This is a genomic window from Domibacillus indicus (assembly GCF_023715895.1).
GTDB lineage: Bacteria > Bacillota > Bacilli > Bacillales > Domibacillaceae > Domibacillus > Domibacillus indicus_A.
Map to the genome: position 1 here is coordinate 34,722 of NZ_JAMBOO010000017.1, position 22,436 is coordinate 57,157.

The 22,436-nt window shown below is 39.2% G+C and carries 23 protein-coding genes and 2 pseudogenes; 16 read left to right on the forward strand and 9 right to left on the reverse strand.

Annotation, left to right across the window (positions count from 1 at the left end; all coding sequences use genetic code 11):
• Positions 1 to 14: 14 nt before the first annotated feature.
• Together M3221_RS18355 and M3221_RS26875 are read left to right on the forward strand one after the other, a co-directional pair.
• Positions 15 to 689 carry a Rossmann-fold NAD(P)-binding domain-containing protein gene (locus M3221_RS18355; RefSeq protein WP_251273176.1) on the forward strand — a complete coding sequence of 225 codons (675 nt, stop codon included), beginning with the start codon at positions 15 to 17 and terminating at the stop codon, positions 687 to 689.
• Positions 690 to 843: 154 nt separating this feature from the next.
• Positions 844 to 1,065: a hypothetical protein gene (locus M3221_RS26875; protein WP_396120369.1), complete on the forward strand. Its 222-nt coding sequence runs from the start codon at positions 844 to 846 to the stop codon at positions 1,063 to 1,065.
• A 658-nt stretch (positions 1,066 to 1,723) separates the two neighbouring features.
• Here M3221_RS26875 and M3221_RS18365 read toward each other — a convergent pair.
• The 5 genes and pseudogenes from M3221_RS18365 to M3221_RS18375 all read right to left on the reverse strand — a co-directional run bounded on the left by M3221_RS18365 (position 1,724) and on the right by M3221_RS18375 (position 6,366).
• Positions 1,724 to 2,320 carry a restriction endonuclease gene (locus tag M3221_RS18365; protein WP_251273177.1) on the reverse strand — a complete coding sequence of 199 codons (597 nt, stop codon included), beginning with the start codon at positions 2,318 to 2,320 and terminating at the stop codon, positions 1,724 to 1,726.
• A gap of 38 nt (positions 2,321 to 2,358) precedes the next feature.
• Positions 2,359 to 2,544, reverse strand: a pseudogene (locus M3221_RS26380) (IS3 family transposase); the annotation flags it as partial.
• 33 nt (positions 2,545 to 2,577) lie between these two features.
• Positions 2,578 to 3,255: an IS3 family transposase gene (locus M3221_RS26385; RefSeq protein WP_285881207.1), complete on the reverse strand. Its 678-nt coding sequence runs from the start codon at positions 3,253 to 3,255 to the stop codon at positions 2,578 to 2,580.
• Positions 3,256 to 3,540 (reverse strand): transposase, encoded by a 285-nt coding sequence (locus M3221_RS26390; RefSeq protein ID WP_285881209.1) that lies wholly within the window; start codon positions 3,538 to 3,540, stop codon positions 3,256 to 3,258.
• 432 nt (positions 3,541 to 3,972) lie between these two features.
• Positions 3,973 to 6,366: a hypothetical protein gene (locus tag M3221_RS18375; RefSeq protein WP_251273178.1), complete on the reverse strand. Its 2,394-nt coding sequence runs from the start codon at positions 6,364 to 6,366 to the stop codon at positions 3,973 to 3,975.
• A gap of 259 nt (positions 6,367 to 6,625) precedes the next feature.
• On the opposite strand from M3221_RS18375, the gene M3221_RS18380 reads away from it, so the two are divergent.
• Entirely contained in the window at positions 6,626 to 7,708 is a 1,083-nt protein-coding gene (locus M3221_RS18380; protein ID WP_251273179.1) for a DNA sulfur modification protein DndB, read from the forward strand.
• Between the two features lie 560 nt (positions 7,709 to 8,268).
• On the opposite strand, the gene M3221_RS18385 is transcribed toward M3221_RS18380, so the two are convergent.
• Positions 8,269 to 8,661 (reverse strand): hypothetical protein, encoded by a 393-nt coding sequence (locus M3221_RS18385; RefSeq protein ID WP_251273180.1) that lies wholly within the window; start codon positions 8,659 to 8,661, stop codon positions 8,269 to 8,271.
• A gap of 530 nt (positions 8,662 to 9,191) precedes the next feature.
• Between M3221_RS18385 and M3221_RS18390 the strand changes: the two genes are divergently transcribed.
• The 7 genes from M3221_RS18390 to M3221_RS18420 all read left to right on the forward strand — a co-directional run bounded on the left by M3221_RS18390 (position 9,192) and on the right by M3221_RS18420 (position 16,132).
• The gene (locus M3221_RS18390; protein ID WP_251273181.1) at positions 9,192 to 11,423 is read left to right on the forward strand and encodes a Rab family GTPase; all 2,232 of its coding nucleotides are present in this window, start codon (positions 9,192 to 9,194) and stop codon (positions 11,421 to 11,423) included.
• A gap of 517 nt (positions 11,424 to 11,940) precedes the next feature.
• Positions 11,941 to 12,948 carry a RecT family recombinase gene (locus tag M3221_RS18395; protein ID WP_251273182.1) on the forward strand — a complete coding sequence of 336 codons (1,008 nt, stop codon included), beginning with the start codon at positions 11,941 to 11,943 and terminating at the stop codon, positions 12,946 to 12,948.
• The gene (locus tag M3221_RS18400; RefSeq protein ID WP_251273183.1) at positions 12,945 to 13,295 is read left to right on the forward strand and encodes a hypothetical protein; all 351 of its coding nucleotides are present in this window, start codon (positions 12,945 to 12,947) and stop codon (positions 13,293 to 13,295) included. Before M3221_RS18395 ends, M3221_RS18400 begins: the two co-directional genes overlap by 4 nt.
• The gene (locus tag M3221_RS18405; protein WP_251273184.1) at positions 13,264 to 13,935 is read left to right on the forward strand and encodes a CHC2 zinc finger domain-containing protein; all 672 of its coding nucleotides are present in this window, start codon (positions 13,264 to 13,266) and stop codon (positions 13,933 to 13,935) included. The genes M3221_RS18400 and M3221_RS18405 overlap by 32 nt, the downstream gene beginning before the upstream one ends.
• A 138-nt stretch (positions 13,936 to 14,073) precedes the next feature.
• Positions 14,074 to 14,433: a hypothetical protein gene (locus M3221_RS18410; protein ID WP_251273185.1), complete on the forward strand. Its 360-nt coding sequence runs from the start codon at positions 14,074 to 14,076 to the stop codon at positions 14,431 to 14,433.
• Positions 14,434 to 14,552: 119 nt separating this feature from the next.
• Positions 14,553 to 15,203, forward strand: a complete 651-nt coding sequence (locus M3221_RS18415) for a JAB domain-containing protein (RefSeq protein WP_251273186.1) — start codon at positions 14,553 to 14,555, stop codon at positions 15,201 to 15,203.
• Positions 15,204 to 15,310: 107 nt separating this feature from the next.
• Positions 15,311 to 16,132, forward strand: coding sequence for an ArdC family protein (locus tag M3221_RS18420; RefSeq protein WP_251273187.1), 822 nt, complete (start codon positions 15,311 to 15,313; stop codon positions 16,130 to 16,132).
• A gap of 385 nt (positions 16,133 to 16,517) precedes the next feature.
• On the opposite strand, the gene M3221_RS18425 is transcribed toward M3221_RS18420, so the two are convergent.
• From M3221_RS18425 to M3221_RS26615, 3 genes are read right to left on the reverse strand one after another with little or no spacing between them, the layout of a single operon-like run.
• Positions 16,518 to 17,699 carry a macrolide family glycosyltransferase gene (locus M3221_RS18425; RefSeq protein WP_251273188.1) on the reverse strand — a complete coding sequence of 394 codons (1,182 nt, stop codon included), beginning with the start codon at positions 17,697 to 17,699 and terminating at the stop codon, positions 16,518 to 16,520.
• The gene (locus tag M3221_RS18430) at positions 17,696 to 17,995 is read right to left on the reverse strand and encodes an AbrB/MazE/SpoVT family DNA-binding domain-containing protein (RefSeq protein WP_251273189.1); all 300 of its coding nucleotides are present in this window, start codon (positions 17,993 to 17,995) and stop codon (positions 17,696 to 17,698) included. The genes M3221_RS18425 and M3221_RS18430 overlap by 4 nt, the downstream gene beginning before the upstream one ends.
• Positions 17,985 to 18,137, reverse strand: a complete 153-nt coding sequence (locus M3221_RS26615) for a helix-turn-helix transcriptional regulator (RefSeq protein ID WP_311316148.1) — start codon at positions 18,135 to 18,137, stop codon at positions 17,985 to 17,987. The genes M3221_RS18430 and M3221_RS26615 overlap by 11 nt, the downstream gene beginning before the upstream one ends.
• A 643-nt stretch (positions 18,138 to 18,780) precedes the next feature.
• Between M3221_RS26615 and M3221_RS18440 the strand changes: the two genes are divergently transcribed.
• The 6 genes and pseudogenes from M3221_RS18440 (at position 18,781) to M3221_RS18465 (ending at position 22,419) form a co-directional block, all read left to right on the forward strand.
• Positions 18,781 to 18,927, forward strand: coding sequence for a DUF2264 C-terminal domain-containing protein (locus M3221_RS18440; protein WP_251273190.1), 147 nt, complete (start codon positions 18,781 to 18,783; stop codon positions 18,925 to 18,927).
• Positions 18,884 to 19,216, forward strand: a complete 333-nt coding sequence (locus M3221_RS26880; protein WP_396120376.1) for a DUF2264 C-terminal domain-containing protein — start codon at positions 18,884 to 18,886, stop codon at positions 19,214 to 19,216. Before M3221_RS18440 ends, M3221_RS26880 begins: the two co-directional genes overlap by 44 nt.
• 112 nt (positions 19,217 to 19,328) lie before the next feature.
• Positions 19,329 to 19,700, forward strand: a pseudogene (locus M3221_RS18450) (pyridoxal-phosphate dependent enzyme); the annotation flags it as partial.
• 821 nt (positions 19,701 to 20,521) lie between these two features.
• Positions 20,522 to 20,701 carry a GGDEF domain-containing protein gene (locus M3221_RS18455; protein ID WP_251273227.1) on the forward strand — a complete coding sequence of 60 codons (180 nt, stop codon included), beginning with the start codon at positions 20,522 to 20,524 and terminating at the stop codon, positions 20,699 to 20,701.
• A gap of 367 nt (positions 20,702 to 21,068) precedes the next feature.
• Positions 21,069 to 21,668: a sugar transferase gene (locus tag M3221_RS18460; RefSeq protein ID WP_285881218.1), complete on the forward strand. Its 600-nt coding sequence runs from the start codon at positions 21,069 to 21,071 to the stop codon at positions 21,666 to 21,668.
• A gap of 121 nt (positions 21,669 to 21,789) precedes the next feature.
• Entirely contained in the window at positions 21,790 to 22,419 is a 630-nt protein-coding gene (locus M3221_RS18465) for a YveK family protein (RefSeq protein WP_251273192.1), read from the forward strand.
• The last annotated feature ends 17 nt before the right edge of the window (positions 22,420 to 22,436 follow it).

The following is a 22,436-nucleotide window of genomic DNA, read 5'->3' on the forward strand; positions in this document are numbered from 1 at the left end:
GGAGATAATGTATAGTGAATAATAAGATTCGAATTTGGGAAGATTTTTGTTCCCACTACCAAGTGTTTGAAAAGGGAGTACCTTTATTTCAAGGTAGTGAAAACAATGTAGAAACCTTTCCGTATGGAACTAATAATCGGATCATGCTTAAAAGAAGTTCTAGCATGGAATCCTTCCTAATTAATGAAGTAGAAAAGGTCCTAACTGATTACATAGAGCAGACAGAGAAATACGATGGTTTGATTTATATGATGTTTTGGAAGAAAGATAATAAGGTTATTCCATTATATATAGGGAAATCTGAAAAATATGGAAAAAGCGGAGGTAATTTATCCATAAACATAAAAAATATTAGACAAAATAAAGCAAACTTTTGTAGATGGGGTTACAATTACGCTTATCATATAGGGGATTTAAGTGCAGTAGTTTGTTTGGGACATCCTGAAGTTAAAAAACTAAATAAATATTCTAAATGGGCAGCTCTATTATTTGAAAAATACCCAGTTGAAGACCCTATTTTAAAAGCTCCTGTTTACTTCTGGATTAAAGCATGGTCCAAAAAAGATATTGGGGTTTGGAAAGAATTTGGTGAAACATCACTTACATTTCTTGAATATTTGCTAATTGGCTTAGCTAGTGAGTTGTTTCCCGGAACGCTTTTGAATCAAGAAGGAGTGAATAGAAAGTAATGGAAAGACTATGTATTATTCCTTGTGGGGGAAAAAGTATGCGATAAGAATCCGGCCGCTGGACCAACAAAAGCATGGGATGTTTATATCGGTTCATCTCATAACTCTTGTCAGAAATATGCTAATCGTTTTTTAAAAGTGGGTTATACTTTCAGTGAAACATGGATTTTTGTTTCCAGAGGATATTGTTGAATCAAATTACGATGTTTCATTTGGTTCTAAAAGTTCGGACATTATTAGCATCGATGAATTAAAGCAACAAATTATAAACAAGAAGTTGGCGAATTATGAGGAATTAGTCGTATTAGGTGGAAAAAGTACAAAAGGGTCGTTGAGTAAACCTTTGGAAGTAGTTATGGTTATACGTATGCCTTGAATGGATAGGCTACATGCTAAAAAAGTTACATAATTCTATTTTTTTAGGAGAAGAAATAAATGATTAAACTAATCGAGAATCTAAAAGATCAAGGTATTCAAAGAAGACACCTACTTCCTGTCTTATGAATTACAAGGAATGGCCTACAGTTCACCCGATAAAGTTTTTAAGCTGGCTGGAAAGCGTGTAGGAATCGAAGGAAAACTCATACCTACCGATATCATTTTTCCTTAAATACTTTGTTAAATAGCTGTGACATTTATTTTTTATCACGCTTAGGGGATTCTTCGCTCACAGTTACCCAAACATATCTTCAATCGTTAGCAGACGACAAGTTAGGGGACAAGCAAATGTAAGCAGTCCTTTAATGAATATAGGAAGGAAAAACTCATAAAAGAAAATTAAATAATGACATGCTGAATGTAAGAAAATAAATTGCAGAAAATAATATAGCGAAACTGTGAACTTCTAAATGAAAAACCCTGACCTGCATCCAGAAAAAGTTGAAAATCATTAAAGGAGAAAACAACGTATTGTGATCAATTGAAATTTGCGGGGTGTAAAAGGCTAAGATTTTAAAATTAAATATCTTTAAAAATTTAATATTTTATTAAGTATATGCTGTAGAAAAACCATATGATGAAAACATATGGCTTTTCTATTCCTTACTTTGCTTTTTTTCCTTACTTGGATTAAATAATTCCTCAAAGAATCTATCTATACCTTCAAATATAAGATCAAAGAATCCTTTTTGTAGTGGTTGGTTTAACCAACTTTCCTTTTTACCAAGCCAATACATAGCCAGATCGTGTCCGCTAATAAGCTCAATACCTAGACCATCCGCATACTTTAGAGCATTTTCATTGTAGGAAGATGTTGTAACGAAGTAACCACCCTTTGCGTTATTTTTTACTATATTAGAGTGAAGAATAGAGATAGGTTCATAAGTAATTTTGTCACTAGGTTTATAACATTTAACCTGTGCTAAAAATAAGTCTCCATTGATTGCATGTTTTATATCAATACCAAAGTCACCAGATTTTTTAGTTGTCTCTGCTTTTCCACCTAGAATATCTTGCATTATAAGAGCTACAAACTCTTCAAAATTGTATGGATCTTCTATTACTTCCTCTGTTATTTTTATAATTTGTTCAACATTAGGGTCATTTGAACTTATAACAATGGGTTCTTTTTTCTTGAAACGATTATAGATGCCCAGTGCTAATGTTTCATATAATTGATTTTTACTATGCATCAAATATCTCCTTATTAAGTGTAGATAATTTATATTTTTTACACTTTAGGATAAAAGTATTCATTTAGATGAAGTAATGTTGAAATGTCAACACTAAACCAGACAATTTTCTTAAGGGACGATCGTTTGTATTCAATTGGACTTATGTAGCCTAGTGTTCCATGAATTCGCAGCTTGTTAAACCAGTTAACATAATCACTGAATTCAAGCGTAAAATGCTCTAAACTATCAAACTTCGTCTATCTGACAAACTCTGTTTAAATGGTTTTAAACGTGGCTTCCGCCACGGCATTATCATATGGACAGCCTTTCATGCTTAAAGAGTGGCCAATCTGGAAGGCCGCTAACGTTTCGTCGATGAGCTGGTTTTTAAACTCACTGTCACAATCGGTGTGGAACAGCTGGATATCTCGCAGATCACCTTGAATGAAAGAAAAAGCCCGTACGACAAGGCTCTCATCTTTGTTGGGTCCTGTGCTCAAGCCAATGATTTCGCGATTAAAGAGATCGACAAAGATACATACGTAATGACATTTGTTTTTGACTTTGAAATATGTTAAATCACTGACGACTACTTTTTTCGCTTTTGTCTGCTCAAACTCGCGTTTCAATTCATTTGCCTGAGCTGACTCATTATAGGGAGTTTTCTGCGGCTTGAACTGTGCCACTGTATAGGGAGAAACAAGCCCTTGTTCCTTCATGATACGGCCAATACGTCTCCTGGAAACCGTAAATCCACGCTTATGCAGTTCGACTTTGATCTTGCGCGTGCCGTAGGCACTTCGGTTTTGTTCGAAAATCTCTATGACAGCGCCTGTTACGTCGTCTTCTGACTGACGTTCTTTGGCCTCATAATAGTACGTACTACGTGAGATTTGCAGGACGCTGCACATTGATGATACCCGAGTATTTGTCTTTATTTCGCTTAATGACATTTAATTTCGTCCCATGATCAGCGCGGCTTGCTTTAAAATATCATTTTTCATTCTAAGCTGCTTTAGTTCCTTGCGAAGTTCCAAAAGCTCCTGCTGTTCAGAAGAACGATTGTCTTTCTCTTTAAAAGAACCGGAGGTTTCATCCTGGTTGATCCACCGGTCAAGAGAGGACGGAGTCAGATCATATTCATTAATAATGGCTCGTTTCGTTTTTCCATTCTGGTACAGCTGCACCATTTGCTTTTTGAACTCGGGCGTGAATGTGCGGCGTTCTCGCTTTGTCATAGTTGGAGCTCCTCATCTGTTTTAGGTCAAGTGTACGTGACCTTAATTTTTCTGTCCAGATAAGTGTAGACGCTCCACTCCAAGTCTTGAATTTTAAAGTTAATTAATAGAAAGGAGCCCTTTAAACAAAGGGCTCCTTTTAATTTCCACTTAGCAACCGTGCATACTACAACGAGATTCTCTTTCATCATGTAATCAGCTCCTTTACCTAATCAGTAACAAACGGCCATTCTCAGGTTGAAGGGAGATAACAATGCTTTTCTATCTACATAGGGAAGTTCAACCGCATTCACCCGCAGCTCGCTCCTAGTAGCTTATAATAAATTGATAGTTTTTTGTATCAGCTGTGTCGCTAACATTTCCGATATTCTTCATTATAATATACTAAAAGCACGTGCTAATATATAGCACGTGCTTTTAGTACTAATCAAATCAATCTTCTACTGCGGTAAAAGAATTCAACATATTTAATGTAGGAATAATAAATGGAGCATATGCTTCACAAATCTTTTCGACATCTTCTAAAGAATTAAATCCTTTAGAATTCTCCTCATCCTCTTTAACAAGAGAATATGCTGCTAGCCCTAACATTGTCATTCCATAGATAAACTTGTTTTTAGTTAAGTCTTTTAAGCTTTTACGGGCAGAACTTATTTCTGATTTCAATGCTGTATTATCCGCATTGAACATAAAAGTTAAAGAATCTGTGCTGTCAATAATTTTTAATACACGCTTAGCATTAAAATTATGTTGTTCCCAATCTTCTTTTGTAACTGTTGAGATATTTGGCAGCTTTAATTTACTTTGGGACGGGGCATTTCCTGTACCACCGGTATTTCCACCAGTGGTGCCACCTCCGCCATCTCCCCCAGATGGTTTAAAAGGCTTGACAATTGTAAGTTTAAATTCATTGCTGAAAATTTCATCTGCTGTGTCATTTTCCACATCAAACCTAAATTTTACTATATCATTTTCCGTATAAACACTTGGAGGGTTAAATGACAATGATGCATTACCATTTTTAAGCTTTAGTGAGTAATCTAATGGTGTAGGATTCAATCCAGGTTGTACTAAGAATAATTGGCTTTTCCAATCTGATCCTTCTCTTATGAAAAGGTCATCATTAGCATCTGTTTCGAATTTAATGCGAGATTTTTTTCCTTCTTGATTGTTTCCTTTAAAGACATAACCGTCTTGCTGGCCATAAAATCTAAAGAAGGTTGGAGTCTCTTTTCCTACAAAATTTTCTGATCCGTCACCTTCCTCGTCAATCTCACCAGAACCAATACCATCGTCACCTGGAATGTCAATTCCTAAATCTAGTAACTGGTTTAAAACTTCTGTATTCTTAACGACTTTTTTTAAAGCATCTGCTAAAGGCTTATTATCAGCCATATTGTTTTTAATCATTTCTTGAATTCGAGCCTCATTTAATCGCTTAAGATTTGCTTCGTATGCTAGATAATTTTCTAGCTCTTTTTTTATTTCTTCAGCGAAAGGCGAATCCACTAACCGGTCACGACTGTTCATGAATAATTTTTCAATTGCTACATTACTTAGGTGAGAGCAATCAACAATTGTTAAAGTATCATCCTTAATCTCATTTAGTTTGAGTCTCTTACGTGAATAAATAGCCTTATCAAGCATGGCATGGGTTTGGCCATTTAAAGAGAAAATGACCCCGGTACCACGTAAGAACTTTGAAAGCGTTCCTCTCTTAAAGACATATGTTGAACAGCTTAGAGTCTCTCCTTGCACAGTCATTGTAGTATACGTGGGGAAGCCTTCCTCTAAGTCTCCTTGACGAGAATCAGTAAAGTAGTCTAATAATCCATCAGCAAATACATTTTTAGACCCTTGTGCTCTAAAAGCCCGGAATTCACAAAAACGAACAGGAACTGTCATTTTGGGTAAACGCATTTTAATAGCATGACCTAATCCATTATCTAAAAGAATACTAGTTTTATGTGCACCAATTTCGTAATCAAATAACTTAATGAATGTTCCATAGTTTACTTCAGTACCACATAAAGCCGATGCATTCGGAATAATTGGGAATGTATCTGCACTGAATCCTAAAATAGAGCCTTTCTTCGGATTCATATCTGCAGCAATTGGTGCCAAATACTCAACTACCGAACTGCGCATGTTGCCAGTTGGGGGAGTACGCCGAATTACTGTAAATGCCCACTGATTATTACGAGAGTTTGTAGGATCGACTAAAGCAGGGTTTTTACGAGTAACAACAACTTGTAGCTCTGTAAACTTTGCTACGCCACTTCCTCCCATGTTATGTTTTCCTTGAACAATTGAGATTCGGATTTTATTGCTTTTTCCTAGTGATAAAATAGTGTCGGGTAAGCTGTCAGGTGTTTGTCCTTCTCCGCGATCTGCAATTGTAATATTAGGATTTTCAGGCGATTTAGCACCGGTTAAGGAAACTGCAACTAACCGTGAAATGTCGTCTTTAATCAGTTTTATATCAGAAGCTGTACTGTAGCGTTCTTGAATATATTTAAGTATTTTTTCTTTAGTTCTAGCTGGATCTAGGATATTGTCTAAGTCAATTCCTAGCTCTTTACCAGCATTCATTAAGATAGCATCGAAAGAATTGACAACCTTTTCTACTATGGAAGAAACTGGATGACTTTGCTGATTTCCAATGCTAGAGTAGTTGTTTTCAGTGTCACCTAAATATCTCCATACTTTGTCATCGTGCCAATAGCCTTTTTTTACAAGAAAATCAATGAGTTCTTGAGTTGTTTCGATATTACAAATTGCTTTTACCTCATCTGATGTAAGATATATGTCTTTTACAATACTCATAATTATGTACCTCCATGTTTTTGAGCGGCTCGTTTGTAATTATTAAATAACAAGAATCATGATTTGTCAAATATTTTTTTAATAAATAAAACGAAAAACGGTTTTTATAAAAAGCCGCTCAGAAAATATGTGTGTTGATACAAAAGAAAGTTATTATTCTAATTCAGTTTTAAAGTTGTTTGGTAATTAAAATGAAAAAGGTTTGCAATAAATTCGAGGTAATGGTAAGTTTATTACATATTAATCTAGAGGTGAGGAAATGTCGACGTCAAATTCAATCAAAATTTCATTCAAGGGATCGAAAGGAAACCAATTCGGGAGAGAAACTTACGTAACAATGATTCCTTTTAATAAATTGGAAAGTTTCTTTAAAGTTTTTCCGGAAGTTCAACGGAAATTAAGTAAGCCGCGTGTCAAATCAATTGCAAAATACATCTTAGATGGTATTGACAAAAAGAGAATGACATTCTTAAGTGCTATTACAGTAACATGTAAGAGTGAAATTGATTATAACGAAGAAGAATCTACAATTGATGTAGATATTAGCACTGTTTTCTCTATTAATGATGGGCAACATCGATCTGAAGCTATTAAATTGGCCATTGCAACCCTAAAAGAAGATATTGAAAAATCTATTAATCATAATGAAAAAGAAAAGCTTAATGAAAAACTTAATATTTTAGAAAATATGACTATTCCAGTTGTGATTTTCACAGGAATTGATCAAAAGGGTGAGCAACAACTATTCCATGATTTGAATCTTTTGGCTGGTAAACCTAATAAGTCCATTGCATTAAATTTTGATTCAAGTGATCAATATAATCAACTTGCTAAGGATCTGGCTAAAAACAACCAGCAGTTATTAAGATTGAACATTGAAACTGAAAAGACTCAAATTCGTGGTAATAACAATCAAATCATGGTTCTTTCTACTTTAAGAAACATGTTATGTTTTATTATTACAGGCGCAAACAAGGACAAAGATGGACTCTTGAACATTGAAACTTATGATGATTTGCGTAATACACTTGATGAAATTATTAACTTGTTGTTTGAAGTATTGCCAGAAGATGCTTCTAATCGTGATAAATATATTATTGGTACAGCCGCTACGATTCAAGGGATTGGTAAATACCTTAACGAAGTGATTTATAATCAAAATAATCTCGATTGGCAAAATGAAATCAGGAAGTTGGGAACTATTGATTGGTCCCATAATAGTTCAGTATGGGAAGGTTATGGGGGCAGTTACATTCCTGAGAAAAATAAGTTTGTATTTACTGGTACTAGCTCTGGTATAAATGGTGTTTATGAAGCACTTAAAAATACTTTAAATAAATAAAAAATGAGCCGCTCAATTATTATTGAGCGGCTTTATATATGTATCGAGTGTTCAAGAAATATATAAATTTTTTCAGAAAAAATACAATAACGAGCCGCTCGATCGTATATTGACAAGAATTTAACTAGATAGCTGTTTAGGCGATTGTTTACCGATAAAAACTTTCAGGAGACTGTGTTGAATGTGTTTTTGAATGATGTTTACGAATCAGCATAGGATTTGGAAATAAGAGAATAAATATATCACTAAACTACGATAGATGTTCTTGGTAGTTTGTCATTACAAATGTAAGAAACAATTGAAGCAATACGCAATAGAAGGATAATTATTAATATAGCTATCCTTATAACTCCAAGCTTTTTTCTATCTATATCGTCATTCCCTATTAAAAATAGTAAGTGCCTTAATATAGGACTGTTTAGCAAGCCAGTAGTTAAAAGATAAAAGACAACATGCTGAATGTTAAACATTTTATTGATCTGTAGAATAAAAGAGCAGATACTTGGTTAAAAAATACTTTAAAAAGAACGGCTAAATAGCCGCTCTTTTTGTTTTTAAGATCATTTTGGTATTACTCGGATTTTGATAGGAACGGTTTTAACGGTAAAGCCACTTGACTCACAAAGTGATTTTTTACACCTGCCACACTTTGGACACTTTACCCAGTAACATACATTACATGTTGTGTTAACGGAACTATCTACTTGACCTTCACAATCATGACCCCAACATTTATTTTTGTAGGGCTTTAACTCTGACGTATGAAAGGTTTCGATAACATATTCATTAGAAGACTTGTCCTTAAATATAACACTCCATCGTTGCTTGTCCTCAACTGGATACAAGAGAGTTCCAGGTCCAGCATATTTTTTAACTGAATATTTTTTTTGTCCAGTTAATATTACAGTTTTCGTGTTTAATGCAACAGCCTGGCCTGTATGAAAATTTGTCATACGTAGCCTCCTCGTCCTCGTATTAATCTCCAACGTTAAAATATATTAGTAATTCCGAGTAGTTAGAACTTTCACTGTTAATGGGGATGCACATAAAAGAACAGGTGTAGTCTTAAATTAGTTTGTAGGTCCAAGTTACAGCGAAGATCATATTGGATTTCGGTATGACGGAGGGATTGTTCCATACGTGATAGGAGACCATCATGATTCACTCTTTCACATTGAGCAGAGAGAAATAGATCAGTAAATAATTCAATTCCCCTCTTACTTTCCTGACAACAGTAATACGGAAGGCAAAAAAACTTGAGATTGGGGGGAGGTTGAAGTTGGCCTTTGTAATTTAATGCTAGATAATAAGTTAGTGTTGGCGATGTTACTATGACCCAGCCTTTCAGAATCACTTTTCGCATTTACACCATACGATAAAAAAACATTTTTACGAAGAATTTTTTGAGAAGAAAAGAATACTGTTAAACATAACCTGGAACACAAATCACGTGCTTTGGAACACTTACGGGGGGGGATGCTACGTGAGCTATACGGCTAGTAAGGTCAAGGGAACAGGCAGGCACTCCTGGTCAGTTGTTTTTAGGCACCCAGTTAAGAAAGAATTGAGTGGCAAGGCTGGTCTTAGAGTAAGAAGAGGGTTAGGTACAACTGATGAAAGAGAAGCGCAACGTTTAGTCGACCAAATGAATGAAATATTGTCGGATAAAACATTTTGGGATCTTAGTGCAAGACCGATTGCGGCCGTGCGTTTTGACAAAAAAATCGTAACTGCTTTTTATGATTGCTTAGAACCAAAAAACAGAGATTATTTTAATCTCAGAGAAGACTTATTACCTTTGCCAGGCGCTGAACAGGGATATGCAAAAGTTCTACTTGTTGGTTCTACAGGGGCTGGAAAAACCACTTTGTTGCGTCAAATTATAGGCACTGATCCTAAAAAAGATCGGTTTCCATCTACTTCACCAAATAAAACAACCGTTTCTGATATTGAGATAATATGTTCCCGTGGGGAATTTGAAGCGGCCGTTACTTTCTTTGAACGAAGAGAAGTAAGGTTACACGTTGAAGATTGTGTAATGGCAGCGGTATTAGCTAAAATCAATGGTCTAGACAATGAAATAGTGTGTATGCGGCTTCTTGAACACAGCGAGCAACGTTTTCGTTTTTTTTATGTACTTGGAGATCCTAACACAGATTTAGATGAAGAAGATGAAGAAGACGAGGATGTATCAATTGATGACCAAGAGATAACTGTTGAAGAGAGACAAAAATATTTAACTGTAATTAAAGGATTTTTAGCACAAGTAACGGCCCTTACTTCTGTAAGTGAGAAAGTTAAGGGAAATTTAATTAGAGAACTTAATATCAATCCTGCTTCATTGAATTCGGAGGACAACACAGCATTTGAAGAGATTCTAGAAGAAGAACTTAGGCAGAAAAGAGAATTTCATACGCTGGTAGATGACATGATGAATGAAATGGCCAAGCGATTTAAGCTTTTGAAAGAGGGAGAGCTACAGCCAGAAACAGAGCAGTGGCCTTCGGTGTGGAGATTTCGAACTGAAGATAGAACGGCTTTTCTTAAAATTATGCGGCGCTTATCCAGTAATTATGCACCTCAATTTGGAAAGTTGCTTACACCTCTAGTTCAAGGAATTAGGGTTAAAGGTCCATTTATACCGAGTTGGAGCGACATTGTACCTAACTTGGTGTTGATTGACGGTCAAGGAATAGGCCATACTGTATCTTCAGCCGTTAGTTTACCAGCTCAAACCTCTAGAAAATTCGAAGCGTGTGACGCAGTTTTACTAGTTGATAGTGCCAAACAACCGATGCAAACAGCCTCCTTATCGGTTCTAAAAGAACTGGCTGCTAGTGGACATATTTCAAAATTAAGCATATGTTTCACACACCTGGATGAATTAAAAGGAGATAATCTGCCAAATAGAAAAAGCCGTATTAATCATATAACTGCTTCATTAAATCAAGTTGTTTCACACATTAGAGAAACATTAGGTCATGAAGCTGCGATTAATTTAGACTTAATGTTGCCTGCACGTTCATTTTTCTTAGCTAATTTGGATCGAACTATGCACGAAAGAAACAAACATACATCTAAAGAACTAAAAAAGTTAATTGAAACTTTAGAAACAAGTATTTTTGAAGAAAAAATGCCTGCAGCTATCCCATTTTATAATGAAGCAGATTTAGGTTTTGCTGTTCAAAACGCCACAAAGAAATTTCATGATATTTGGAAAGGACGTTTTGGGAAAACGAGTATCTCTAATGAACAGCCGCAGCACTGGGCAAGGTTGAAGGCATTATCTAAACGTCTTGCACTAAGCTATAATAACGGGGAATACGATACTCTCCGTCCAGTGTCTGAACTTAAAGATTGTTTAATGTATCATATACGTATTTATCTAAGTCAACCCGTTCGTTGGATTCCAGCCAATGTTACAGATAGCGATAAAAAAGATGCAATCGATAGAATTGCTCGTGAAGTGCACTCTAAGCTTTTTGACTTTACAACTGAACGTATTTGGTTTGATCAGCTGGCTCCCTGGAACCATGCATTTAATCTTAGTGGAGGAGGATCAGGCAAAAAAAGAATTAATTCTATGGAAAGAATTTACGAACAAGGAGCACCGATACCCGGAGAAGCTACCACAACCCAAACACAAGAATATCTATTAAGTACCAGGCGGTTGGTGAAGGATGCTATCCTTTCAAAAGGCGGCAGGATTGTATAAATAGAGGTAAAGAAAGCTCAGCCAAAAGAAGGGAGGAGCTTTCTTTACCTCTGGCTATAAGCAAGGCTTAAAATTAATTTTTAGCTTACTTTGAGAAAGGTCAATTTCTTTAGCTTTTTAACGCTTGTATATTATCAGAATATTTGTTACTCTACCTTCATAGTTTTAGTTATTTGTCACTTCAAGTGAAAGTCATTGTACCCTTCATTTTGTCAGGGGAGAATCGACACAAAGGAATTGCCGCTATTCTTACTATGCATTGCATAGATCAGAGAAACAGCAGGCCGATGGCTCAGCCATCCTAAAGTGATTTATTGGATTTTTTAAAAGTAGGCATGTGATCCTTATTTCACTATGCCTTTACAGAGCAGACCTTAAAACCGGTGGATTCCGTATGGATGAAATCGGTTTTTTTTGCGTTTAATGCTCCATGATCCCGTTAAAAGAAGCGCATTTGCTCTCTAAGAGCAGTGCGCTTTTTTTATATAAAAAATTCTCAGAAAGGGTGTTTGTCAAAATGGAAAAAGCATTGGTTTTTTCCCAGGAACAGAAGTCATTGATCTGGAGCCGCTTTGTCGGACCAAATGAAGGAACACAGGAAGAAGCCAGGCATTTCGTAGAAGTCTGCGAAACGTTTGGACTGAACCCGCTGCTTGGGGATATTGTGTTTCAAAAATACGAAACAAAGCAGGGTACACGTACAAACTTCATTACCACAAGAGACGGCCTGCTTCGTATAGCGGCCCAGCATCCCGATTATGTCGGTGCCCCTTGTGCGGCAGAAGTAAGAGAAGGAGATGAGTTTGAGTTCATCCCTTCAGAAGGGACTGTGCGGCATGTGTTTGGCCAAAAACGTGGGAACATTATCGGCGCCTACGCCGTGTTATACCATAAACGGCTCCGCCCCTGCGCAGTATTCGTCAATTTTGCCGAATACTTTAAAGCCAATGCACGCTCAGAGAGAGATGGCGGAAAAGGCGGCTCATCTATTTGGGATGCTATGCCAAGCACCGCAATCATTAAAGTGGCAGAAGTGCTCGTTTTAAAACGCCAGTTCCCGCTCGGCGGCCTTTATACAGCCGAAGAAATGGGGCTGGAAGAGTTTAAAAGCGAACAGGCAGATATTATTCCGGACCATCAAAAGAGTTCTAAAAACAATACGCCTGATTCTTCACAGCCTGTTCACTATCAAGAGGCAGAAGAAAATCTGCCGTCAGATGAAGAATCAAAAAGCAGCTCAACAGAAGAAAGCCAGCTGACCTCTGCTGAAGAATCAGATTCAAAAGGCTTTGTTTTAAAACACTACGATTCCGGTGTATCACCGAGCGGCATTCCATATGCCAAGCTGTATGTGGTCGATCAGGAGTCGAAGAAAGAAAAACTGGTTCTGGCCAAAGGAGAAGAATCGCTGGAACTGACCCGGCAGATTCCAGAAGAAGAAACCTTTCTCATGGATGTGCGGGAAGAAAACGGCTATCTCTTTTTAGAATCAGTCAACCACATGGAAGCGGGCGCGATCTCATGATCACCACCGCATTCACAGACGGTAATACGCTGATTTGTGCAATGTCATCTGAGCGAAAGAGCGGCCTGTATTTCATTGCGGTCCGTCCCGAAAAAGGCTGCCTTATAGTTACTCACTCGGTATCTGGCAGCCCAGAAAACCAGGCATTATACGTGGAAGAAGCAGTGGCTTGTTACCATGTGTGGCAATGGTGGGATCCGCGCACAAAGGTGATTGTAAAAACGGCACCTATTACCCTTAAGCCAGAATGGGTTCAAATTCCGGTTCCGGGCACAGTGCAGGATATCATCCAGCAGATTGGAGAGGAGGAGTGGCATGCTGCCGAATATTTTGGATATTGCCGCTGAACATGGACTGACGTTCCAGCCGCAATCATTCGGAAAAAAGCAGACACTCGCCAAATGCCCCTTCTGCAAAGAAGACGACCAGCACAGGAAGCGAAAAAAGTATTACCTTTCCTTAAATACACAGGAGCAAATTTTCAAGTGCTGGTTTTGCGGCGAATCCGGCGGTGTTTTCCGGTTTATGGCTCTTCTGGAGGGCGTATCGGAAAACGAAGCCATCGACCGGTACCGTAAAAAGAGCGGCAGCACCTATAAACGGCACCCGGCTGAGAAATTAACGGGCAGCCAGTGCAGAATGATGGGGCTGGGCGCAAAGCCAGACTGGGTTGATATCCGCCATTTTGATGATCAATCCTACAAAGAACTGAGGGAACTCGTCTGGAAAGCATGGAAGCAGTTTCTGTGGAATGAAAAGCGGTTTGCCTATCAGCTGCTTGTTTCAGGCATTATAGGCGGAACGTATGAACATACGGTAGAATCCATTCGGGAAAGAGAACGAGAAATTGGCACACCGCTACTTGAGGAAGTGCTGGCTGTGTATTCTCTTTCCGAGCGGCCGAGAGAGGTCAACCGGCTAGAAGCCTTTGTCCTGCATGTCTCCAATCCATTCAAGTATCCGTATTCTCACATTGAAGCGGAGTAAAAGAGTGGGTTGTTATGCAGTGCAGCAGGCGGTAATGAAAAGCAGGATGGTACGAACTGTTTCATTCAAAGGAGGAGTAACCATGTTAAAAAGGATGAACACTGGGCATGGAGAACATCGAAAGTGCGGTGATCCGTTATGTTAATGGCTGTTCCAAAAATCAAATCTACACAGGATGCGGCAGAGCTTGCTGCGGAAATTGAGCGCATGGAATCGTCACTCAAGACATTGAAAGCCGAATTGAAAAGGTTTGTAGACCAGAACGGTGCAATAGAAACGAAAGAAAAAGTGTGGAATTATAATGTGGCGGTCTCCTGGGAGTTTCATGAGTCCGGCTTGAGAGACATGGCAGACCAGCTGGTGATTGAAGGGATGAACCCGTGGAAGCTCATGACGATTTCCGCGGCAAACCTGAAAAAAATCGGTTGGAGTGAAGAGGTGCTGTGCCAATTTGGGCAAAAAAAAGAGACGAAAAAATTTTCGTCCCGAAAGAGATAAATAGAGGTAAGTGATAGTATAGCATATCAAAAATAAGCCTTCCACCCCGGGCATATAAAAAACGGTGGCATGAATCCTCGTGCCGCCGCGGCACGGGGGCTCATGGAAAGGAAAAAATAATGGAGAAAAAATATATTGAAACAGCGCGTGAAGTACTTTCTAATTATGGTTCAGGCCAGGGTGTGGACCTGCAGCATCTGCTTGCGGTTTTAATTGGACCGAAAGCCACTCCGGAGCTGTGCGGCCGTCTTTCCGCCAAAGGGCTTCAAGACCTGGCTGACCTGACAGAACATGAGCTGCGTAAAGAAGGGCTGACCCTTACGCAGGCTCAGCGTGTCATGGCCGGATTTCAAGTCGGCAGAAAGTGGAGTTTCATTTCGGCGGCTGAGCAGCGCTTTACAGTTCGCAGCCCGGAAGATGCGTATAACTACATGCGTTCCAAGATTGCCTATGAAAAGCAGGAAGTATTTTACGTGCTTTATTTAAACACCAAAAACCAGGTGATTTATGAGCGGGCTGTCTTTAAAGGAAGCTTAAATGCTTCGTTAGTGCACCCGAGGGAAACTTATCGCTTTGCGATCCAGCATGCGGCTGCAAGCATTGTCTGTGCGCACAATCACCCGTCGCAGGATCCTTCACCAAGCCGTGAAGACCTGGATATCACCAAGCGGCTGGCGGAATGCGGCAAGCTGATGGGCATTGAATTGCTTGACCATTTGGTGGTCTGCTCAGAAAAGTATGTGTCCCTGAAAGAAAAAGGCTGCCTGTAAACCAGCCTTCTTACCATTAAGAACTAATAGTGACTTATTAAAGCCAAATCCATTCTCGGATTTGGCTTTTTGTCTTTTAAAAACCCTACACAAAGGAGCGCATAAAAATGAGCGATACAATCTATCAAATGGTCACAAACCGGATCATCGAGCAGCTTGAAAAAGGTGTAGTGCCATGGCGCCGCCCGTGGAACAATGGTGCGCCAGTAAATTGGGTAACCCAAAAGCCGTACCGCGGCATCAATTCTCTTCTCTTGGAGCCGGGAGAGTATTCTACGTTCAAGCAGATCAGAGAAGCTGGCGGCAAAGTCCGTAAAGGTGAAAAAGGACATATTGTGGTGTTCTGGAATTGGATAGAGCGTGAAAATGAAGAAACCGGCGAAAAGGAACAGATCCCGTTTCTTCGCTACTACAAAGTGTTTAATGTAATCAAGCAGGCAGAGGGTCTCCAAAGCAAGAGAGAGGCGGAAACATTTGACCATAATCCAATTGAGTCTGCCCAGCAGATCGTGCGTGGATACAAGGATTCACCTGTTATCCATCATCATTCCGGGCGTGCTGTTTATTTTCCTAGGTTGGATCGTGTCAGCGTGCCGCCATTAAAAGACTATCGCACAGTAGAAGAGTACTACTCGGTCCTGTTTCATGAAATGGTTCACAGTACAGGCCATAAAAGCCGCCTTGCCCGCAAAGGGATTACACAAAGCGGCGTGTCGTTTGGAGATGAAGTCTATTCTAAAGAAGAGTTGGTTGCGGAAATTGGGGCAGCGATGCTATGCGGGGTAGCAGGCATCGAAAACATGACGATTGAGAATAGTGCGAGCTATATACAATCCTGGCTTCGTGCACTTAAAGAAGATTCAAAACTGATTGTGCAGGCAGCAGCACAGGCCCAAAAAGCAGCTCATTATATTAGGTCACCAAACTAAAATCGTGTGTTATTAACCACAATCAAAAAGTTAGTAATCACAGGAGTACTTAATAATAAGTGTACTTTAGCAAAGGTGTGTGTTTGCTAAAGTACACTTATATTATTAAAAGGTATTCCCGATATTAAGGCAATCAAAAGGTTAGTAATCATAAGTGTACTTAAACAAAAGTATACTTTAGCAAAAATACACCTTTGTTGTTGCTGAGGTATTCCCAGCCAAAAGATTTATTTATAAAGTTATCACAGATTGCTACAAACGCTATATTGTAGCCCAGGAGTCCAAGAATAAAGGATGTTCTTGTGGTTTATGAAAAATAACCGTAAAAAACGGTTAAGAAGCCGTGCAAGCCTAATAATTGATCCTCAACAAGTTTTTTAGGTCTTCAGGATTTTTCCTCTATTTTATCCAGGATCACATCTGCTGCTTCTGCTGCTCCTCCTGCATTTCGAAAGGACTCTGACAGTTTCTGCGCCTTTTCAAGGTAACTCGTATCTGCTAGTAATTCAGCTGCTGCTTTTCTAATATGTTTAAACTTGTTTCCTTTTAGTTTGATTCCTGCCCCGAGCTCGGCCACTCGGTCAGCCACTACTCCTTCTTCGCTATGCAGCGGATATAAAACCATTGGAACTTCATAATATAGGCTTTCATTTACACTATTCATCCCGCAATGGGTAATAAATACATCAGCCTTCTGTAAAACGGCAATCTGATCTACATAATTTTTCACTGTGAAATTGTCCGGTATACGGCCAAGCGAAGCCATCTCTATTTTTTTACCAATCGACATTACAATATCATAATCACAGCCAGCGAATGCCTGGATACAACTTTGGTAAAACTCCTTGTTTTGATTGAGCACTGTTCCTAATGAAATATAAATGACTTTTCTGCCGTTTTTATCAACCTGTACTTCAGGAGACTGCCGGATGGAAGGGCCGACAAAGGCATATCTGTCAGAAAAGGTTTCCGACAATGGCTGGAACTCTTTGCTTGTATACACAATGGTATCCGTCTCATTATCATTTTGGATAATCGATATAAAACTATCCGCTTGATATCCGTAATCTCTTAACAATTGCATTTTTTTATTAATGCGCCGCATGCCCATGATCATTCGAAACATTTCTCTTATGCCGCGTTTCATCAATTTTGCCGTATGCTGATTAAATGCAAAGGATGTTGTTGAACAGACATACGGGATGCCTAATTTCTTGGCAAATAATTTACCCCAAAAGCATAAGGAATCCGATACAATGCAATCCGGCTGAAACGCTCTTAATTCTGTACATACCTTTTCATCTAAAGCAATGGTCGTATCCACAACCATTTCAATCAACGCTGCAAAATCTTTTCCAACTTTGCGATTTAATTCTTCTTCTGATATCGAGGGCAAGAATTTATCACAGGAAATAAACTTGGCTCCGGTTTCTTCTATTTTTTTCTGGAATTCCGAAAATGAATAGTACCAAACTTCATGGCCTCTTTTTACTAATTCTGATACAACCGGAAGTGTTGGATTGGTGTGGCCATGGGCGGGAATTGAAAAGAACACAATTTTACTCATTCTGGCTCCTCTCCGGCCGATGCGGCGTTACGAATCATATCTGCAAACTCTAAAAAACGATCACTTTTTAAGATGGCAAGCCCTTTTGTAGCATCGTCCCCCAGCACAACAAGCTTATCACCTGTATGAATCCGATACATTTCCCGCGCCTGTTTTGGGATGACTATTTGTCCCCGCTCGCCTACTTTCACAACACCGAAGAACTGTTTACCCTTGGGACCAAGCTGTTTTACATCTTCTGTACTCATATCATCGGATAATTGATCCAATGTTACCTGAAAGATATCAGCTAACATTTTCCCTTTTATGTATATCAGGCAGCGCCTCCTCGCTTTCCCATTTTGCGACGGTCTGACGAGATACGTTTACCTTCTCCGCTAACATTTCCTGGCTCATTTTGTGCTTTTTACGTAGAACACGTATATTCATACCAATCATATTTTCACCTCTGTATAGAATTAACTATATAGAAAGAATTGGATAAATTCTATCAACAAACGATAACATTTTATGTTAAAAATTGTGTCAGTAATGTAGAGCCCTCGCTGCTACAGATGCTGTGCGGTGTGACCAGTATTGAGAATACGAGATTAAAAACAGTGACAGCTATATACAGTCCTAGCTATGGGTACTGAAGGAGGTCTCCAAGCTGATCGTCAAGAACAGCCAGCAGGCAAGTGGTATTTAATATAGAACATTAGCATAAAACTGGACGGACTAATCGCAGACTGACCCAGTTTCAACCATGAACAAATCAGCAGAAAACATAAAAAGCGCTATTCCCTTTATTAAAAGGGAGCAAAGCACCATTTATGTCAGTCCCGATCGCTTTCTTTGGCTTTGTTATGAAATCCATTCTTTTCAAATAATATTTAAATTGCTCAATTTACAGACTTTCCAAGCGGGAAAGCCCACTTCTTCAGAGGTGGGATGAGAGCGAGGTAGAACCGGGCATGTCTTTGATAGGTCAAAGGTTCGATTAGGCGATTATTTATATAGGGTTAAAAGAAAAATAGAAGAATTTAAAATTTAAGAAGATGTTTTATTTTTCAGGTGGAAGCCGTCGTGGGAGGATGTAGAAGTGAAGACGTGGATCGTTCCGGGAGCTCCCTGGCATATGCGCATTCACTGCATTCAAACAGACCGGCCGCTGGATGCAGCAGAAGGCGGTTTTGCTTTGGGAATTGGGCAACAGGAAGACTTGTCTTTTTATAAGAGACCAGCATAGCCAGCATAGCGGAGCCATTTCGCATGCAGGTAAAAGCTTCATTAAATCGCTTCATGGTGGTGGCACAGCGGATCTTATTTATCCGAATGCCAATATGAATATAATTCATAACTGGACAGTAATCCCGACCATTAAAACGAGCATCGAACCAGGAGTTACTTGGCTTGCAAGTGCTGTGTATGGATCGCCTCACAATCAGGATGAACCAGACGAACCGAAAATTGATATTCAAGGAAACAAGATTAGAATTCAAATGACTGAATCACATGAAGTGGTACTGTTTGTTTAATTATTTTTTATATCAGAATAAGGAAAAGCTGGTTTCCGAAATGGATCCAGCTTTTCCTTGTTAGCAGGCATCTAGATCTTCTATCAATGATGAATCACTCGGAAAAAGAAGAGAAGCCTGGGAAAAAGGCGAAAAAGAATCCAAATTCTTTGAAGACTCAGCAACTTGTGCATTTGGGATCAATGTCCCTAAAGCGTTAGGCGATTTCTTAGTTCTTGAAGGGCTTTATGCAACAGAAGGTTGTGCGATTGCCATTTCAGATGAGGAATTATTGAAGGTGCAAAAACAAGTAGCTTCCTTAGAAGGAAACTTTGTCTGCCCAGAAGGAGCAGCAACCTTTGCGGCAGCGAGAATCCTGCGTGAACAAGGATGGATCCAGGCGGATGAGCATGTTGTATGTCTTAACACGGGCTCAGGCCTCAAATATCCGGAAACAGTTAAAATCGAAGGTGTAGAAATACTTCAGCCGGGACAGGAAATATAACCCCTGAAGGATGATAATGAGAAAAAGAATCTACCTTGTCATCATCAAATGCAAGGGGGCCATGCCACATTATATGAATCCTGTTCTTTATAGTATTTATCAACTGCCAATGAAAACACAGTGGTAGAGGAATGTTTAAAATGTGTCTAAGCGTGCGAAGAATGTACAACGACTTTCCTGCAGAGACAGACGTTCAAGTAAAAAACGGCGTCCAAACACTGCAGGAATGCGCTCAAGTTTGCTGGCAGGCCGTCTCATTTTTGGTCCACTGTAGCTAGTTCGTTCAACAAAACTGCAAACTTGGCGCCGCCATTTGCGAAACTTGCGTAGAAGAGTTCAGCGATACTTGTTGCCGTGAATGTGCACAAGAGGTTGACTTAAAAGGAATGTATGTTTTACTTGCTAAGTAACAAACGAAAAAAGCGGCCCTTCATCTTCCGCATACTGTGAAGCAATTTGAAGGAGTCTTCTGGCCTGTAATGCGATCAAAAAGTTGGTAATCACAAGTATACCTACACAAAAGTATACATTGTCACAAGTGTACTTTTGTATATGTACACTTGTGTGAATATAAAATACTCACATGATAATAAAATAAAATTTTTATCATTCCTAGCAAGGATATCCTCTTCTTTAGCCCGCTAAGTAACCGGTAGGTGAACTTCTCCATCAAAACCTTTGATTTAGGTGGAGAGGTTCACGAAAGGAGAACTCTTTGCTCGGTCTGGCGTTGAGGAGTTTGTGCTTACATTGAGGAGTCAGTAGCAGATGGTGAAGCGTTAGCTAATCAGTTACGCAGCTATCTAGAGACACAGCCGCTCATTACTACTAAGGGAGTTCTTTCTGTTACGTTAAGCTTAGGGATGGCTGAAGCAACGAAAGAAGACGAAGAGACACTATACGGGATTCTCAATAAAGCAGATAAAGCTTTATATTCGGCAAAGCAAGAAGGCCGAAATCGGGTACGTGTCTATACAGAGATTAAAGAAATACGTAACTGAAAATGAGGAGTCTTGCTGACTTTTCTGCTCGGAAAGTCTGTAAAAAAAGCGCGTTCTATTATTGAGGTTGGACGGGTATATAATCCAACAATAAAATCATATAGCACCTAATAAGAAGTTCCAAGAGTACATTACTATGATTGAAAAATATTTGTTTATAACAGTAAATGGTATCGTTGTTTGTGTTCTGTTCTTAATAAATCGTGTTTCGTCAAATCTAGATAAAAATATACAAATGGACAATTTATTAAAACCTTTCGAATGATTCGCAAGGTCTTTTTGCAATACAAAAATAGTCTTTGAACGTTCTTTTATAAAAAATCATATAAATGGAAGGAAGTGAGAAGAAGAGCATGAGGTGGCTGCCATGAAAAGGTGTATTGACGTAGTTCTGTCTTTTTGTATGATTATAGCCCTGTTGCCCGTTTTTGCTTGCACAGGGTTAGCGGTATACAAGTTTTTAGGGAACCCCGTGTTTTATAAACAGCAGCGTGCAGGCAGGAATGGAATTCCATTTAATGTATTCAAATTTCGTACGATGACGGATGAGAGGGATGCATTAGGCGAACTGCTGCCTGATGCATCACGTCTGGGGAAGTTGGGTATTTTTTTGCGCCGCTACAGTTTAGATGAGCTTCCACAGCTTTGGAATGTATTGAGGGGAGATATGAGTCTGGTGGGACCGAGGCCGCTTTTTGTCCATTATGTGCCGCTGTATAACGCTCAGCAGGCACGCCGCCTTGAAGTAAAACCGGGGCTTACAGGCTGGTCGCAGGTAAATGGGAGAAATGCGATCAGTTGGGAAGAAAAATTCCGGCTGGATGTGTGGTATGTAGAAAAGTGTTCGCTCTGGCTTGACTTATATATTCTTTTGCTTACCGTCTGGCGTGTGTTGCGTCCAGTAGGCATTAATCAGCCCGAGCAGGCAACGGTTGAGCCATTCAAAGGAAGTGACTCGGATACATGAACCAATCCTGACCAGAGTTAGATTGTATCTGCTTTCTGGAAAAAGTAGGGCATGGAAAGAAGGTAGGCTGCATACATTGTACAGCAACATAAAGAAGCCTACTAGAGAAAGGAAGACGGAAATGGCAGAAGAACATCTTGATTTTCCTCAATTTTTCCGCATTGTATTGAAACGCTTTTGGATTATTTTATTGATCACGGTGGCAGCAGTGCTAACGAGTGCTTTTGTTTCCTATTACGTGCTTACACCTGTGTACCAAGCAAAAGTCAATATGCTCGTCAGTATACAGCCTGATGCAAAACAGACAACTGCTTTGTCACCTATCGATGAATCACTCAAGCTCGTGACGACCTATGAAGATATTGTTCAAAGTCCTTATATTCTACAGAGTGCTCAGCGTGCTTTAAATACAGAAGGCCATAACATTGAAATTGACAAGAAGGACATTTCTGTTGAACACACAGAAGAATCTCAAGTATTTGCGCTCCTTGTAGAAAACGAGGATCAGGCGGAAGCTGTGGTCGTGGCCAATGCTATCGCGGAAGCATTCGATGAGAATGTCAGCTCTATTATGAATACAAAAACAAAAAATGTGCGTGTTATGAACACGGCTGCAGTTGACCCGGATCCGGTTTCGCCAAAGCCATTATTAATTATGGGGTGTACCTTTGTACTTTCCTTTATTTTGTCAATCTGGGCAGCTCTTTTGGTTCATAACCTTAAGAAGCCGCGAAAACTGTCTCGCGTTTAAGGCGTGAAGGGGATATA